Below are 16,270 nucleotides of genomic sequence, written 5' to 3'. Positions count from 1 at the left end.
GTGCGGGCCTCGCCGCGGTGCCGGATGCCCCGGGGCCCACCGCGCTCGTCGTCACGGTGATCGGCGGGTCGGCGATCCTCGTCGGCTTCGCGGTCGCGGCGCTGCTGTCGCGATCCGACGACCCCGTCGACCCGCGCCGGTTCGCACTCTTCGACCTGGAGCCGCGCGAGGTGGCGGCCGCGACCGGGGTGGCCGGAGCGCTCAGCGTCCCTGTGCTCGGTGCCGCGACCGTCGCGATCGGGGTGGCCGCGTTCTGGATCGCCCGGGGCGTGCCGTGGCCGGTGTCGGTGCTGAGCGCGCTGCTCGTGATCGTCACCTGCGTGCTGCTCGCCCGGGTGTGCTTCGGCGTGGCGGCGCTGCTGCTGCGGGAGCGGCGATCGCGCGAGCTCACCGGCATCCTGCTGCTGGCACTCGTGGTCTTCGTGGCGCCGACTGGGGTGTTCCTCGCGTCGCTGCAGTGGCACGGCACGGTGCCGGCACCGCTCATGACGGCGGCGCGCGTGCTCGGCGACAGCCCGTTCGGCGCCGCGTGGGCCCTTCCCGCGCTGTTCTCCGCCGGCGACGCGACCGGCGGCTGGGTCAGTCTCGCCGTCGCAGTGCTCACGCCGGTGCTGCTGGCGGCGCTCTGGTACGGCATCACGGTGCGCATGCTGACCGCCACCGAGCGGCCGGCGCGAGCCGGCCGCGGCGAACTGGGCTGGTTCGTGATCGTGCCGAGCACTCCGGGCGGCGCCGTCGCGGCGCGGAGCCTCGTCTACTGGCTGCGCGACGGCCGCTACCTCCTGAGTCTCATCGTGGTCCCGGTCGTCGCCGTGCTGTGCGTGCTCCCGCTGATGGTCGCGGGAGTGCCGTTCGGCACCGCGGTGCTGCTGCCGGTTCCCCTCATCGCGCTGTTCCTCGGCTGGATGCCGCACAACGATCTGGCGTACGACGCCACCGCTGTCTGGATCCACTTCGCCGCGGACGTGCGCGGCCTGTCGGACCGGGTCGGGCGCCTCGTGCCGATCCTCCTCATCGGCGTGCCCGTGCTCGGCATCCTGATCCCGGTCGCCATGGTGCTGCACGGGGACTGGTCGACGCTGCCGGTCATGATCGGCACGAGCGCGGCGCTGTACCTGTCCGGTCTCGGCCTGTCGAGCATCGCGTCGGTGCTGGCGCCGTATCCGGTCACGCTGCCGGGGGACAGCCCGCTGCGCCAGCCCGAGCGCGGCGGCATCGCGTCGGTGGCGTCCCCGGCGCTCGTGCTCCTCGGCGCGCTGTGCTGCGCGGTGCCGGTGCTGGCGTGGGCCCGGCAGGCGGCCGAGGGCGACGGGGATGCTGCCGTCTTCGCCCTCTGGGGCGGGGTGGCCGTCGGGCTCGCCGTGCTGATCGGCGGGGTGGCGGTCGGCTCCGCGATCTTCGAGCACCGCCGCAGCAGGCTCATGGAGTTCGCCGAGTCGCTGTGATCCGGACCCGGCGGGTGCCCGCCGGACTAGAATCGGCGGAATGAGCACGCCCCTTGACAGCCCCGACCAGGGCGGCATCGCGACCCTCGACCGCGAACTGGAGCAGCTTCTCAACGAGGAGCTCATCGAGCCGGGTGATCACGAGCGCTTCTCCCATTACGTCAAGAAGGAGAAGATCCTCGAGTCCGCACTGACCGGCAAGCCGGTCAAAGCGCTGTGCGGCAAGAAATGGACGCCGGGACGTGATCCGGAGAAGTTCCCGGTCTGCCCCACCTGCAAGGAGATCTACGAGTCGCTGCGCGACTGACCGGTCCCGGGTTCAGGCCGCTGCGGCGGCATGCACCGTCGGGATCGCCGGATCGGAGCGGCTGAGCGCGAGCGCCCGAACCGGCAGCTCCTCCCGCACCCGCAGATGGTGCGCCCGTGCCGCCGTCACGCCGGCCGGCCCCTCGAATGCGGCGTCGATCTCGCCGTCCACGACGAACGCGACCTGCAGCGCGCGGGCGTCCGGATGATCTGCGGGCGAGTCCAGCGGTTCGAAACCCGTCGACACCTCGATGAGCTCCGAGGTGGCGGTGCCCGCATCCAAGGTGCGGAACGCGGACTTGCGGCCGCCGAGCGAGGCCTTGTCGGGCGACAGCTTCGCCACCGGCACCCATCCTCCCGCGGCATCCTGCCGGGCGACGAGCTTGTAGACCATGCCCGCGGTCGGCGTGCCCGACCCCGTGACCACGGACGTGCCGACGCCGTACGCGTCCACGGGGGAGGCCGCGAGGGATGCGATCGCATACTCGTCGAGGTCGCTCGTCACCGTGATGCGGGTGCCCGTGGCGCCGAGCGCATCGAGCCGCGCGCGCACCTCCGCGGCGACGATGGGCAGGTCGCCGGAGTCGATGCGCACACCGCCGAGGCCGGTGCCTGCGACCCGGATCGCCGTTTCGACGCCTCGCCGGATGTCGTAGGTGTCCACGAGCAGGGTCGTGCCGGTGCCGAGGGCGTCGATCTGCGCGCGGAAGGCGTCCTCCTCCCGCTCGTGCAGCAGCGTCCACGCATGGGCGGCGGTGCCCATCGTCGGGATGCCCCACGTCCGTCCCGCCTCGAGGTTGCTCGTCGCGCCGAACCCGACGAGGTACGCGGCGCGCGCCGCCGCGACCGCGCCGAACTCGGATGCCCGCCGCGAGCCCATCTCGGCGAGCGGGCGGTCGCCCGCGGCGATGCACATGCGGGCGGCGGCGGTCGCGACGGCCGAGTCGTGGTTCAGGATGCTGAGGGCCAGGGTCTCCAGCACCACGGCGTCCGCGAAGGTCCCCTCGACCGTCAGCACGGGAGATCCGGGGAAGTACAGTTCGCCCTCCCGGTACCCGGTCAGAGTGCCGCGGAACCGATAGCCCTCGAGGAACGCGAGGGTCGCGGTATCCACGACCCCGTTGTCGCGCAGATACCGCAGCTCGTCGTCGCCGAACCGGAACGCGCGCAGCGCCTGCAGCAGGCGGCCCGTGCCGGCGACGACGCCGAAGCGCCGGCCGCCGGCCAGCCTCCGGGCGAACAGCTCGAACACGCAGCGGCGGGCAGCGGTGCCGTCGCGCAGCGCCCCCTCCAGCATGGTGAGTTCGTAGCGGTCGGTGAGCAGCGCGGTGCTGCCCGTCCCCGTGGTGCTCGATGCGGCGGGCGCGGTCATGCGCGTCAGCCTAGCGTCGCGTCCGCCGGTGACCCGTGCGAGGCCCGGGTAGGCTGGTCGATTGTGAACGACGCGCCCATCGGAATCTTCGACTCCGGCGTCGGCGGACTCACCGTGGCGCGTGCGATCTCCGCGATGCTGCCCCGGGAGTCGCTGCTCTACATCGGCGACACCGCGCACTCGCCGTACGGTCCGAAGCCGATCGCCGATGTGCGCCGCTACTCGCTGGAGGTGCTCGACACCCTCGTCGACCAGGGCGTGAAGATGCTCGTGATCGCCTGCAACACGGCATCCGCGGCGATGCTCCGCGACGCCCGCGAGCGATACGACGTGCCGGTCGTCGAGGTGATCGGGCCCGCCGTGCGCACCGCCATCTCGATGACGCGCTCCGGCCGGATCGGCGTGATCGGGACGCAGGGCACGATCGGGTCCGGCGTGTACCAGGACATGCTCGGCATCGACGAGCGGCACACCGTGTTCGCCCAGGCCTGTCCTCGGTTCGTCGAGTTCGTCGAGGCCGGGATCACCGACAGTCCGGAGGTGCTCGCCACCGCGGCGGACTACCTCGCCCCGCTGCACGAGGCGCAGGTCGACACCGTCGTGCTCGGCTGCACCCACTACCCGTTCCTCGAGGGTGCGATCAGCTACGTGATGGGGCCGGACGTCTCGATCGTCTCGAGCGACACCGAGACGGCGAAGGACGTCTTCCGGCGGCTCGTCTCGCTCGACCTGCTGGCGGGGCCGGATGCCACTGCCTCCCACGTCTACGAGGCCACCGGATCGTCCGCCGACGACTTCCTCCGGCTCGCGCACCGGCTGATGGGCCGCGAGGTTCGCGACGTCCGGCTCGTGCAGACCGGCACGATCGACCTGCCGGCATCCGTCCTCTCCGAAGGGAACCGTCCATGACCGACATCGTCCGCGCCGACGGGCGCAGCGTCAGCGACCTGCGCCCGGTCACGATCGAACGCGGCTGGAGCAAGCAGGCCGAGGGGTCGGCGCTGGTCAGCTTCGGCGACACGAAGGTGCTGTGCACGGCGTCGTTCACCGGGGGAGTGCCGCGCTGGCTCACCGGCAAGGGCAAGGGGTGGGTCACCGCGGAGTACGCGATGCTGCCCCGCGCGACGAACTCCCGCAACGACCGCGAGTCCGTGAAGGGCCGGATCGGCGGGCGCACGCACGAGATCTCGCGGCTCATCGGCCGGGCCCTGCGCGCCGTGGTCGACACCAAGGCGCTCGGCGAGAACACGATCGTGATCGACTGCGACGTGCTGCAGGCCGACGGGGGGACGCGCACGGCCGCCATCACCGGCGCGTACGTCGCACTCGCGCAGGCGATCGAGTGGGGCCGTGAGAAGCGGCTCGTCCCCGCCAAGGCGGAGGTGCTGCTGGACTCCGTCGCCGCCGTCTCGGTGGGGATCATCGACGGCGAGCCGATGCTCGACCTGGCCTACGTCGAGGACGTGCGCGCGGAGACCGACATGAATGTGGTCGTCACCGGGCGCGGGTTGTTCGTCGAGGTGCAGGGCACCGCGGAGGGGGCGCCGTTCGACAAGCGGGAGCTCGACGCGCTGCTCGACCTCGGCGTGGCGGGCTGCGGGCGTCTGCGCGAGCTGCAGCTGGCAGCCCTCGCATGAACGGTGCCGGTGTGCGCCAGGCGGTGCTGGCGACCCACAACCCGCACAAGGTCATCGAGTTCGAGCAGATCATCCGGGCGACGCGCCCCGACTTCGAGCTGCTCGGCTACGACGGGCCGGAACCCGTCGAGGACGGCGTCACCTTCACGCAGAACGCACTGATCAAGGCCCGCGCCGCATGCGCGCACACCGGCCTCCCCGCCTTCGCCGACGACTCCGGCGTGAGCGTCGACGTGCTCGGAGGATCGCCCGGAATCTTCTCGGCGTACTGGGCGGGGCACAAGAAGGATCCGGTCGCGAACCTGCACCTGCTGCTGGACCAGATCTCCGACATCGCCGACCCGCACCGCACGGCGCGGTTCGTGAGCGTGATCGCGCTCGTGCTGCCCGGCGAAGACGGTCGGCCGGGCCAGGAGCACACCGTGGAGGGCGTCTGGAACGGGCGCATCGCGGATGCCCCACGCGGTGACGGCGGCTTCGGCTACGACCCGATCTTCGTGCCGGACGGCCAGGTGCCCTGGGCCGAGCGCACCGTGGGGGAGTGGACGGATGCCGAGAAGGCCGAGGCGTCCCACCGCGCCCGTGCGTTCCGCGCCCTCGAGCCGCTTCTCGAGAGGCTCTAGCCGGCACTGAGAATCACTCTCATTCCCGACTGGCGGAAACGGCCCCGACCAGGGTTTTGCCGCCCGTACGCTGGAGACATGCACGATCACGCTCCCGGGGTGCGCGGCGCCGACAACCGGCGCCTGCTGGCGACGTCGCTCGCCATCACCACCGTCGTCATGATCGTGCAGGTCGTCGGTTCGATCCTGTCCGGGTCGCTGGCTCTGCTCGCCGACGCCGCGCACATGTTCACCGACGCCGCCGCGCTCGTGATCGCGCTCGTCGCCAGCGTCGTGGCATCCCGCCCGGCGAACGAGCGCCGCACCTTCGGCTACCAGCGCGCCGAGGTGTTCGGCGCGCTGACGAACGCGGTCATCCTCGTCGTGCTGTCCGTCTGGGTGGCGGTCGAAGGCATCCTGCGGCTGCTCCATCCGGCCGAGGCTCAGGTGGCCGGCGGCACGATGCTGCTCGTCGCCGTCGTCGGACTGTTCGCGAACGCGGTGTCGATGTGGCTGCTCAGTGCGGCGCAGCGGCACAGCATCAACGTGCGCGGCGCCTACCTCGAGGTGCTCGGCGACCTCATCGGCTCGGCCCTGGTGATCATCGCCGCCGCCGTCATCCTGCTCACCGGCTGGGCGCCGGCCGACGCTCTCGCCTCGCTCGCGATCGCCGTGATGATCGTGCCCCGCGCGATCTCCTTGCTGCGCGAGGTCGTCTCGGTGCTGAGCGAGGCCGCGCCGCAGGGGGTGCACGTGCAGGAGATCCGCGAGCACCTCCTTAACACCCCCGGCGTGACGGCCGTGCACGACGTGCACGTGTGGCAGCTCACCCGCGGCGCTCCGGTGTTCACCGCGCACGTCGTGGTCGCCGCCGAGGTGCTCGCCGACGGGCAGGCGGGCCGGGTGCTGGCGCAGCTGCAGGGATGCCTGGCTGCGCACTTCGACGTCGATCATTCGACCTTCCAGCTGGAACCGGCCGGCCATTCGGACCACGACGCCCACGTGTAGCGCGTCAGCTCTCGAGGATCACGTCCTCCGGGGACTTGTCCGGTCGCAGTCCCCGCCAGCGCGCCTGCCGCAGCGTGCCGGACGACGACCACTCCGCGAACTCGACCTCGGCGACCAGCTCGGGGCGCACCCAGACGGCGTCCGAGGCGTCCTCGGGAGGTGTGTCGGCGAACGGGTCGGCCGAAGAGACGAGCGGTGCGAGCGTGTCCAGCAAAGAGGCGAGCGCACGTTCGCCGAGACCTGAGCCGACCCGCCCGCAGTAGTGCAGCCCCTCCGCCGTGGGCACGCCGACCAGCAGGGAGCCGATCATGCCCGCCCGGCCGCCGCGGCCGGGGCGCATGCCGCCGATCACCACCTCCTGCGTGCGGACGTGCTTGACCTTCAGCCACGACGGGCTGCGCACTCCGGGCTGGTACGTCGAGGCCGGGTCCTTCACGACGACGCCCTCGAGGCCGAGGCTGCGGCTCGTCTCGAGCGCCGCGTCCACATCCTCGAACACGGGCGGCACGAGGATGTGCGCGGGCAGGTGCGCGGCGAGCGATTCCAGCGCCGCGCGGCGGGCGCGCAGCGGTTCCGGTGCGCCGTGCACGTCCCGCACCGAGAGCAGGTCGAAGAGCACGTACTGCACGGGGGTCCGCGGCACCTCGCGGGCGATCTCCTCGGCCGACCGCAGATTCATCCGCTGCTGCAGGCGGGTGAAGCTCGGGCGGCCGGAGGCATCCATCGCGACGACCTCGCCGTCGAGGATCAGGGGCTCGGGTCCGAGGTCCAGTCCCGCGACGATGTCCGGGTACCGGGGCGTGGCATCCGCACCGCTTCGGGCGTACAGCCGCAGGCGGGAGCCGTCCCACACGCCGAGGGCGCGCATGCCGTCCCACTTGATCTCGGCCCACGCCCCCCAGCGCTCGGCGGCCGCCCGGGCGATGCCGGGGGTCGCGGAGATCGAGAGCATCGCCGCGGGCGCCCCGGCCGGCAGCGCGTCGGGCGTGCGCGGCGGGCGCGGATCGGCCTGCTCGGTCGGCACCGGCGCGGTCCCGTCGGGCTGCGGGAGGCCGGCGGCATCCGTCTTCATGCGGTGCAGCAGCCAGGTCGACTTCTCGCCGCTGCCGTCGGTGCGGATGAGGGCGAGGCGGGCGCGCCCCAGCGGACCGCCCGGCCTGCCTTCGGCGGTGAGGATGATCTCGTCGTCCCGCCACTTCTCCAGGTCGTACCGCCCGTCGTCCCAGATCGTCACCGTTCCGGCGCCGTACTCGCCGCGCGGGATCGTGCCCTCGAACGAGCCGTATTCGAGGGGGTGGTCCTCGGTCTGCACGGCGAGGTTGTTGCGTCCCGGCGTCGGGGGCACCCCGCGCGGCACCGCCCAGCTGGCGTACACGCCGTCGTGCTCGAGCCGGAAGTCCCAGTGCAGCCGAGACGCGTGGTGCTCCTGGATCACGAACCGCGGTCGCTCGCCGGCGGGCGTCGCATGGGCGAGCGGGTTGTCCGGCATGGGTTCGGGGGTCTTCCGTCCGTCGCGCTTGGCGATGTACGCCGACAGCGGCCCGGTCGCACCGCCGCGCGCACCGGCGCGGAAGCCGAGGGATGCCATCGGGTCGCCGATCTCGTCGGCGCGGTCGAGCACCTCCGTGAAGGTCAGGTGGCGCAGCTCCGGATCGTCGAGCTCCTCCCACCGCCGGGGCGCGGCGACGAACGGCTGCTCCCGCCCGCGCAGCGAGTACGGCGCGATCGTCGTCTTCTTGCCGTTGTTCTGACTCCAGTCGACGAGCACCCGGCCGTCGCGCACCGCCTTCGACATGCTGCTGACGACGAGGTCCGGGTGGTCCGACTCCAGCGCCCGCGCGAGTTCACGCGCGACCTGTGAGACCTGGTCGCTGGTCCACGCGCCGTCGAGCGCCGCGTAGAGGTGCAGCCCCTTGCTGCCGCTCGTGACCGGATACGGCTCCAGCCCCATGCCGGTCAGGATGCCGCGCGCCCATCGCGCGACGGCGGCGCACTCGACGAGGCCGACGCCCGGCCCCGGGTCCAGATCGAGCACCAGCCGGTCGGGCGGACCGGGCATGCCGTCCGGATCGAACCGCCACTGCGGCACGTGCAGTTCCAGGGCGGCGCTCTGCGCGAGGTAGACGAGTGCGGCCACGTCGTCGACGAGGGGATACTCCTTCGCCCCGCCGGAGTGCTGGATGGGCATCCGGTGCAGCCAGGCCGGCGCCCCGGCCTCCAGATCCTTGGCGAAGAACGGCGTGTTCTCCACCCCCTCCGGCCAGCGTTTGCGGGTGACCGGGCGACCGGTCAGATGGGGGATCATCAGGGGTGCGATGCGCGAGAAGTAGTCGATGACCTCGGCCTTCGTGGTGCCGGTGGCCGGGTAGAGCACCTTGTCGAGATTGGACAGGCGAAGTCGCCGACCCGCGATGCGGACCTGCAGCTCGTCGTCGGCCATGTGCCCCATCCTGCCGCCAAGCCGCCCCATTCCGGCGGGAACCGGTGTGTACTGGGGGAATGAGAGCCATCTGGAAAGGCGCACTGACCTTCGGACTGGTCAACGTGCCGGTGAAGGTGTACTCGGCGACGGAGGACCACGACGTCTCCCTGCACCAGGTGCACGCAGCCGACGGCGGCCGCATCCGCTACCAGCGGATCTGCGAGCTGGACGGCGAGGTGGTGCCCTACGCGGACATCGATCGCGCCTACACGGACGGCGAGCAGACCGTGGTGCTCACCAAGGGGGACTTCGCGGCCCTGCCGGCCGAGCGCAGCCGCGAGATCGAGGTCGTCGAGTTCGTGCCGACCGAGCAACTCGACCCGCTGCTGTTCGACAGCGCGTACTACCTCGAACCGGACTCCGCGTCGCCGAAGGCGTATGTGCTGCTGCGGCAGACCTTGGAGCAGACGGACCGCACGGCCATCGTCCGGTTCTCGCTGCGGCAGAAGACGCGCCTGGCCGCGCTGCGCACGCGTGGCGACGTCCTCGTGCTGCAGACCCTGCTCTGGGCTGATGAGGTGCGCGAGGTCTCCTTCCCCGCCCTCGACGGTCCGGTCAAGATCTCGTCGCAGGAACTGAAGCTGTCGGCATCCCTCGTGGACAGCTATGCGGCCGACTTCGACCCCGCGGAGTTCACCGACGACTACCAGAAGGAGTTGCGCATCCTCATCGACGCGAAGATCGCCGAGGGGGACACCCTGGATCCGTCGGTCACCTTCGCGGCATCGGCCGAGCAGGACAAGGGCGGCGAGGTGATCGACCTCATGGCGGCGCTGCGGGAGAGCGTGGAGCGCTCCCGGGCGGCGAAGAAGAAGGGCGGGGACGAAGCCGCTCAGGCGGGCTGATCGCCCGGCGCGTCGAATCCGGCGCGCTTCTGGGCGGCGTCGGCCGCCGCGGCGTGCTTGCGGGCCTTCGCGCGCTCGCGCAGGTAGTGCACCAGCGTGATGGCGGCGCTCAGCACCACGACGCCGATGAGGATCACGTCGATGTAGTTGGTGACGAAGGCCGCCACCCACGGGATGTAGCCGATGACGTAGCCGAGCAGCGTGACGCCGAAGCACCACGTCACCGCGCCGATCGCGTTGTAGAGCGTGTACCGGCGGCGCGGCATGTGGCCGACGCCGGCGACCACCGGCGTGAACGTGCGCACCACCGGGACGAACCGGGCGAGGATGACCGTCATCCCGCCGTAGCGGTCGAAGAACGCCTTGGTGCGCTCGACGTTCTTGCGGCTGAACAGCCCCGACTCGCGCTTCTCGAAGACCGCGGGCCCGGCCTTGTCGCCGATGAGGTAGCCGACCTCGCCGCCGAGGAACGCCGCGACGGAGATCAGCAGGGCGATGACCCACACGTTCCAGCCGAAGATGTTCTCGGTGTTGGTGAGCAGCCCGGCGATCACGAGCAGGGTGTCGCCCGGCAGGATAAAGCCCACCAGCAGACCGGTCTCGGCGAAGACGATGCCGAGCACGACGAGCAGAGCCCAGGGGCCGGCGCCGGAGATGATGTTCTCGGGACTGAGCCAGGGGATCAGTGAAGCTGCATGCACAGGCGTTCCGTCGTGTCGGTCGGAGCGGAGGAGGTTGACCGGTGTCGTGCGGAAGGTGGGACTTGAACCCACACGCCCGTAGGCACAGGAACCTAAATCCTGCGTGTCTGCCGATTTCACCACTCCCGCGGGAACTTCAGTCTAGTCAGGAGCTCCCTGTGGATGCTCGGCGAGACCGCGGCATCTTCCCTGCATTCCTCCGGCATGTTCCTGATCTTCGCCGGATGCCGCCGGGCTACAGTGAACCGGCTCTTCAGATGGGGACGTGGAATGCGCGAACTGCTCGACCTGCAGATCATCGGTGGAATGGTGCCCTGGGGGCTCACCGCAGCCTCACTCGGACTGCTGGTCGCCCTGTTGATCCGCACGCCCACGAGGGGCTGGCTGATTGCATCCGCCGCGGCGATCGCGGCCGGCCTCGCCGCCGGTGCGGGCGTCTTCGTCTGGGCGAACGCGACGGGCGCGTTCGAGATCCAGCTGCCGGGCTCGGTGCTGGCCTGGACGGCCGCGACCTTCGCCGGAGTGGGCCTCGCCCTCGTGTGCCTCTGGCGCGGGCGCTGGTGGCAGCGCACGATCGCAGCCGTCGCGGCTGCGGCGTTCGTGCTGACCGGGGCGGTGCAGGTGAACGCCGCGTTCGGGATCGACCCGACCGTCGCCGACGTGCTCGGTGTGACCGTGAACGACCCGATCGCGCTTCCCGGCGGCCACACCGTCAGGCCGCACCAGCCCGGGGCGGCGCTCTACCTGCGGTGGCACGCGCCGGCCGACATGCCGGCACAGGGAACCACCGGAACGGTCACCATCCCTGCCACCGCGTCGCACTTCCCGGCGCGCACGGCGAGCATCTACCTGCCGCCGGCGGCCCTCGTCGCCCATGCACCGGCCCTGCCGCTGATCATCATGATGATGGGCTATCCGGGCGTTCCGAGCATCCAGCCGACCGCGGGGGTCGTCGACGGCTTCGCCGCATCGCACCACGGTCTCGCGCCGATCGTCGTCGTCGCGGATCAGATCGGACCGAACGCCGACCCCGGCTGTGTCGACGGGGCGCGCGGGAATGCCGAGCGGTACATCACCACGGATGTGCTGAGCTGGGCGCGCACCCACCTCGACATCATCCAGAACCCCCGGTACTGGACGATCGCGGGGTATTCGAACGGGGCGACGTGTGCCGTGAAGATCGCGGCACAGTATCCGAACGTCTTCCGCAACGTCATGTCCGTGTCGCCGGAGCTGTACCTCGGCACCGACTACAGAGGCGAGATGATCCGTGACGTCTTCCACGGGCGCGTTGCCGCCTGGCAGGCGGCCAAGCCCGCCGGCATCCTGCACCGGGAGGCGCGGCTGCACCGGCACATCTACCGCGGTGTGTTCACGGTGATCACGACCGGTGCACTCGACGACGAGTTCGGCGCGCAGAGTCGGGCCCTCGCCCGCGACGCGAAGCGGGCAGGCATGTTCGTCACGCTGAAGGTCCTTCCCGGTGTCGGTCATGTCGGTGCGAACGTCGTGGCCGGACTGACTGCCGGGATCGCGGTGCTGTATCCGCGCCTCGGCCTGGCCCCGGCACTGTGAGCGGATGGGGCTGAGGGGAGCATGATGCGCGAATTGCTGGACATCCAGATCATCGGCGGCGCGCTGCCGTGGATCCTGACGCTCGCGTCGCTGGCGCTGTTGATCGCGCTGTTGATCCGCAGGCCGACGAGGGGCTGGGTGATCGGGTCGCTGATCGCGGTCGCGGCCGGCGTCGCAGCGGCCACCGCCGTCTTCGTCTGGGCGAATGTGACCGGCTACTTCGAGATCCAGCTGCCGAATGCGGTGCTCGGATGGACGGCGGCGACCTTCGCCGGCATCGGTCTCGCGGTCGTCTGCCTGTGGCGCGGACGCTGGTGGCAGCGGACGATCGCCGCCGGGGCGATCGTGGCTTTCGCGCTGACGGGAACCGTCCAGGTCAACGCCGCCTTCGGGCTCAATCCCACCGTCGCAGATCTCCTCGGGGTGACGGTGACCCAGCCGATCTCGTTGCCGAGCGGCCACACGGTGAGACCCGAGCACGCGAGCGGCCCGCTGTACCTCACCTGGCGCGCGCCGGCCGGCATGCCGGCCCAGGGCCAGACCGGGACGATCGACATCCCCGCCACCGCGTCGCACTTCCCTGCGCGACCGGCGAGCATCTACCTGCCGCCGGCTGCGCTCGTCGCGCACGCGCCGGCCCTGCCGCTCGTCGTGTTCATGAAGGGCTTCCCGGGGACGACCAACATCCAGCTGCTGGCCGGCGTGATCGACGGCATCGCCGCGCGCCACCACGGCCTCGCGCCGATCATCCTCGTCGCCGACCAGGTCGGTCCGTCCGGCATGGACCCGGGCTGCGTCGACGGCGGCCGGGGCAACGCCGAGACGTACATCGCCACGGATGTCTTCGACTGGGCGCGCACCCACCTCAACATCATCCAGAACCCGCGGTACTGGACGATCGCGGGGTACTCGAACGGTGCGACGTGCGCGCTGAAGATCGCAGCCCAGTACCCCAAGGTCTTCCGCACCGTGTTCGCGGAGTCGCCCGAGCTGTACCTCGGCACGCACTACGCACCCGACATGATCAGGAACGTGTTCCACGGCAGCCGGGCGGCGTGGCAGGCGGCGAAACCGGCGACGATCATGCGTGAGAATGCGCACTTGCACCGGCACTTCTACCGGGGTCTGTACGCCATCGTCACGACGGGCGCGCTCGACACCGTGTACGGCCCGCAGAGCCGCGCCCTCGCCCGCGATGCCCAGCACGCGGGGATGTTCGTCCGGCTCACGGTGGTGCCGGGCGTGACGCACGTGGGAGCGAACTACGTCGACGGACTCGCCGCCGGGTTCGCGCTGCTCTATCCGCGGCTGGGGCTGGCCCCCGGGCTCTGACGCGCCGGCCGTGCGGTGGCGAGATGCCCGTGTTCGCGGATTGGTAAGCTCGCAGCGGCGCGTGGCAGCCGGAACGGCGCCTCGTGACAGCTTGAGGCCGTCACGAGAAGCAGCTTCCTGTGACCGGCAATCGTGCCGCGGCGTCGGACCGGCCGATGCAGAACGTCGATGATGTGAGGCGGGCGGACACGTTGAAGGAACCCGCCGCACGCCCGGCGACGATCTATGACGTTGCCCGCCGTGCTCAGGTGTCGCATGAGACGGTCGCCCGCGTCCTTCGCGGCAATCCTTCGGTCAAGAAGGGGAACCGTGAACGGGTCGAGGCGGCGCTCGCCGAGCTCGACTACCGCCCCAACGCCGCCGCGCGCTCTTTGGCGACTCGTCGACCCAAGCGCCTCGGCGCGCTCGTCTACAATCTTCGCGAGACCGGTCCTTCTCAGTTCATCGATGGCGCGACGTCGGCCGCGCGAGAGGCCGGCTACCTCCTGGACATCGTCAGCATCGGTTCCGGCAGCACCACCGAACTCGCCGCGGCTGTGGACCTCATCAACCAATCCGATCTCGCCGGCGTCATCGCTTTCGCTCCCACCGATGTCAGCAGGTCGGCGATCGAGTCCGCCGACTTCCGGGTTCCGGTGTTCTTCGAGAGCGAGCCCGAACAGCTCGGCGACGAAACGTCCCTGAACACTGTGGGGATCAACCTGATCGTCGAGCATCTCGCCGGTCTCGGCCACGTGCGCATCGCGCATGTCGCGGGACCTTCGGGCTGGATGTCGGCGAGGCACCGGAGGCGTGCGTACGGAATCGCGATGGAGCGACACGGCCTCGCTCCGATGGACGTGATCGAGGCCGCCGATTGGTCCGCGGCATCCGGGCACCGAATCGCCGATCAGCTGCTGGACGGCGAACGACCGACCGCGGTCGTCGCCGCCAACGATCAGGTCGCGTTCGGTCTGTTGTCGGCGCTCCATGATCGCGGACTGCGAGTCCCGGCAGACATGAGCGTCGTCGGTTTCGATGACATCCCCGAGAGCGCGTTCTCGATCCCGCCGCTGACGACCGTGCACATCGATCTCGTGGAGATCGGGCGGCGGGCGGTCGAGAATCTCCTCTCCCTCACAGGCGACGACGCGGCGGTCGTCGATCCGACGCCCCCCGGCAGCGCACATCTCGTCGTGCGTCGCTCGACGGCCGAGCCGGCCCCCACCACGTAGCCGCTTCGGGGCGGCACGCGCACGTTTTGCATCGGTGGGGGCCCTCACCGTACATTTAGTGACCGGTCAACTAGTGATCGGTCACGAACGAGACGACGAGGTTTCCGGCAGGGATGATGCACGAACAGCTCTACTACGGGGGCGACTACAACCCGGAGCAGTGGCCCGAGGAGATGTGGGCCGAAGACGTCCGCCTCATGCGGGAAGCCGGCGTCAACTTCGTCACCGTCGGTGTCTTCTCCTGGGCGCTGCTCGAGCCCGCAGACGGCTTCTTCGATTTCGGGTGGCTCGATCGCGTACTCGATCTGCTGCACGAGAACGGCATCGCGGTCGACCTCGCCACAGCGACGGCGACGCCTCCGCCATGGCTCACGTCGGCTCACCCCGAAATCCTGCCGGTCGACCGCGATGGCCGTGCGCTCCACCCGGGTTCCCGTCAGCACTGGTGCCCGAGCTCGCCGGTGTTCCGCAGGTACGCCCGGCGGCTCGCCGATGCGATGGCAGCCCGGTACGCGGGCCACCCGGCACTGGCGCTCTGGCACATCGGGAACGAGTACGGATGCCACGTCAACGCGTGTTACTGCGCGGTGTCAGAGTCGGCGTTCCGATCGTGGCTGGAACGCAAGTACGGCACGATCGACGCCCTCAACGAGGCCTGGACGACCGCGTTCTGGGGTCAGCACTACACCTGTTTCGACCAGGTCGGTGCTCCTCGCACAACGCCGACCTACGTCAACCCGACGCAGATGCTGGACTTCCGCCGATTCAGTTCGGATGAGCTCCTCGAGTGCTTCCGCCTCGAGAAGGCTGCCGTGCGCGCGCACAGCGCAGACATCCCGATCACGACGAACTTCATCGGCATGTTCAAACCGCTCGACTACTGGAAGTGGGCCCAAGAACTGGATGTCGTCTCCGACGATTCCTACCCCGACCCGCTCTCGCCCGACGTCGCCGTGAGCGCCGCCATGACCCGCGACCTCATGCGCTCGCTCGGCGGGGGCCGCCCCTGGCTGCTCATGGAACAGGCGACGGGTTACGTCAATTGGCGGTCCGTGGCCGGCACCAAGCCCGGTGGGATGATGCACAGCCTGTCCATGCAGGCCGTCGCCCGGGGAGCCGACGGGATCGCGTTCTTCCAATGGCGCCAGTCACGCGGCGGCGCCGAGAAGTTCCACTCGGGCATGCTGCCCCACTCAGGAACAGACACCCGAACCTGGCGCAACGTCGTCCGCCTCGGATCGGACCTCGCCCGGCTCAGCGCCGTCGCATCCTCCGGCGTCGACAGTCGGGTCGCGATCGTCCTCGACTGGAACAGCTGGTGGGCCGCGGAAGGCGAAGCCCACCAGATCCAGCTGGACCTCCACCGCAACCTCCTCGAGTGGTACCGGCCCCTGTACGAAGGGAACGTCCACGTCGATTTCGTGCACCCCGGCGGCGCCCTCGACGGATACGACCTCGTGATCGCGCCGCACCTGTACCCCTACACCGACGAAGACGGGCAGCATCTCGCCGACTATGCGCAGAGTGGCGGCACGCTCATCGTCACGTGGTTCTCCGGTCACGTCGACGAGAACGACCAGGCCCGCCTCGGCGGCTACTTCGGCCCGCTCCGTCCGGCACTCGGCCTCTCCCTCGACGACTTCGCACCTCTTCCCGAACACCGCAGCATCGCGGTCAGCAGCGACCGCTGGGGGCCGCTCACCGGCACGCAATGGAGCGAGTACGTGCGCCTCGAGGGAGCTCACCCGATG

At 70.5% G+C, this 16,270-nt stretch carries 14 protein-coding genes and 1 tRNA gene; 11 read left to right on the top strand and 4 right to left on the bottom strand.

All coding sequences use genetic code 11. The annotated features are described in order from the left end of the window. Both VJR25_RS05665 and VJR25_RS05660 read left to right on the top strand, forming a co-directional pair. Window positions 1-1,445, top strand: a 1,445-nt coding sequence (locus VJR25_RS05665; protein WP_324113424.1) for a hypothetical protein, incomplete at its 5' end; no start/stop codon positions are given. Window positions 1,446-1,485: 40 nt separating this feature from the next. After that, window positions 1,486-1,752 (top strand): DUF3039 domain-containing protein, encoded by a 267-nt coding sequence (locus VJR25_RS05660; protein WP_324113422.1) that lies wholly within the window; start codon window positions 1,486-1,488, stop codon window positions 1,750-1,752. Between the two features lie 12 nt (window positions 1,753-1,764). On the opposite strand, the gene VJR25_RS05655 is transcribed toward VJR25_RS05660, so the two are convergent. Next, window positions 1,765-3,123: a nicotinate phosphoribosyltransferase gene (locus VJR25_RS05655; protein WP_324113419.1), complete on the bottom strand. Its 1,359-nt coding sequence runs from the start codon at window positions 3,121-3,123 to the stop codon at window positions 1,765-1,767. 63 nt (window positions 3,124-3,186) lie between these two features. Here VJR25_RS05655 and murI point away from each other — a divergent pair, with 63 nt between their 5' ends. From murI to VJR25_RS05635, 4 genes are all read left to right on the top strand, one after another. Next, window positions 3,187-4,032 (top strand): glutamate racemase, encoded by an 846-nt coding sequence (gene murI, locus VJR25_RS05650; RefSeq protein WP_324113417.1) that lies wholly within the window; start codon window positions 3,187-3,189, stop codon window positions 4,030-4,032. Continuing rightward, entirely contained in the window at window positions 4,029-4,760 is a 732-nt protein-coding gene (gene rph / locus VJR25_RS05645) for a ribonuclease PH (protein WP_324113415.1), read from the top strand. Before murI ends, rph begins: the two co-directional genes overlap by 4 nt. Next, window positions 4,757-5,383, top strand: coding sequence for an RdgB/HAM1 family non-canonical purine NTP pyrophosphatase (gene rdgB, locus VJR25_RS05640; RefSeq protein ID WP_324113413.1), 627 nt, complete (start codon window positions 4,757-4,759; stop codon window positions 5,381-5,383). Before rph ends, rdgB begins: the two co-directional genes overlap by 4 nt. Before the next feature lie 78 nt (window positions 5,384-5,461). Beyond that, on the top strand, window positions 5,462-6,370 hold the full coding sequence (locus VJR25_RS05635) for a cation diffusion facilitator family transporter (protein WP_324113411.1): 909 nt from the start codon (window positions 5,462-5,464) through the stop codon (window positions 6,368-6,370). A 4-nt stretch (window positions 6,371-6,374) separates the two neighbouring features. Here VJR25_RS05635 and VJR25_RS05630 read toward each other — a convergent pair whose 3' ends face one another. Continuing rightward, window positions 6,375-8,810, bottom strand: a complete 2,436-nt coding sequence (locus VJR25_RS05630; RefSeq protein ID WP_324113409.1) for an ATP-dependent DNA ligase — start codon at window positions 8,808-8,810, stop codon at window positions 6,375-6,377. 59 nt (window positions 8,811-8,869) lie between these two features. On the opposite strand from VJR25_RS05630, the gene VJR25_RS05625 reads away from it, so the two are divergent. Next, window positions 8,870-9,697, top strand: coding sequence for a Ku protein (locus VJR25_RS05625; protein ID WP_324113407.1), 828 nt, complete (start codon window positions 8,870-8,872; stop codon window positions 9,695-9,697). Here VJR25_RS05625 and VJR25_RS05620 read toward each other — a convergent pair. After that, window positions 9,685-10,398, bottom strand: a complete 714-nt coding sequence (locus VJR25_RS05620) for a DedA family protein (RefSeq protein WP_324113404.1) — start codon at window positions 10,396-10,398, stop codon at window positions 9,685-9,687. The genes VJR25_RS05625 and VJR25_RS05620 overlap by 13 nt on opposite strands. A gap of 47 nt (window positions 10,399-10,445) precedes the next feature. Continuing rightward, a tRNA-Leu gene (locus VJR25_RS05615) sits at window positions 10,446-10,527 on the bottom strand. Between the two features lie 141 nt (window positions 10,528-10,668). Here VJR25_RS05615 and VJR25_RS05610 point away from each other — a divergent pair. The 4 genes from VJR25_RS05610 to VJR25_RS05595 all read left to right on the top strand — a co-directional run. Next, window positions 10,669-11,973: an alpha/beta hydrolase gene (locus VJR25_RS05610; protein WP_324113402.1), complete on the top strand. Its 1,305-nt coding sequence runs from the start codon at window positions 10,669-10,671 to the stop codon at window positions 11,971-11,973. Between the two features lie 24 nt (window positions 11,974-11,997). After that, window positions 11,998-13,305: an alpha/beta hydrolase-fold protein gene (locus VJR25_RS05605; protein ID WP_324113400.1), complete on the top strand. Its 1,308-nt coding sequence runs from the start codon at window positions 11,998-12,000 to the stop codon at window positions 13,303-13,305. 119 nt (window positions 13,306-13,424) lie between these two features. After that, the gene (locus VJR25_RS05600) at window positions 13,425-14,519 is read left to right on the top strand and encodes a LacI family DNA-binding transcriptional regulator (protein ID WP_324113398.1); all 1,095 of its coding nucleotides are present in this window, start codon (window positions 13,425-13,427) and stop codon (window positions 14,517-14,519) included. 113 nt (window positions 14,520-14,632) lie between these two features. Then, window positions 14,633-16,270: beta-galactosidase (locus tag VJR25_RS05595; protein WP_324113394.1), on the top strand; the 1,638-nt coding region annotated here is incomplete at its 3' end.

Origin of the sequence: Microbacterium sp. (assembly GCF_035277845.1) — a bacterium.
GTDB lineage: Bacteria > Actinomycetota > Actinomycetes > Actinomycetales > Microbacteriaceae > Microbacterium.
The sequence above is the reverse complement of the archived record's forward strand: the minus strand, read 5'-3'. Positions and strand labels throughout refer to the sequence as shown.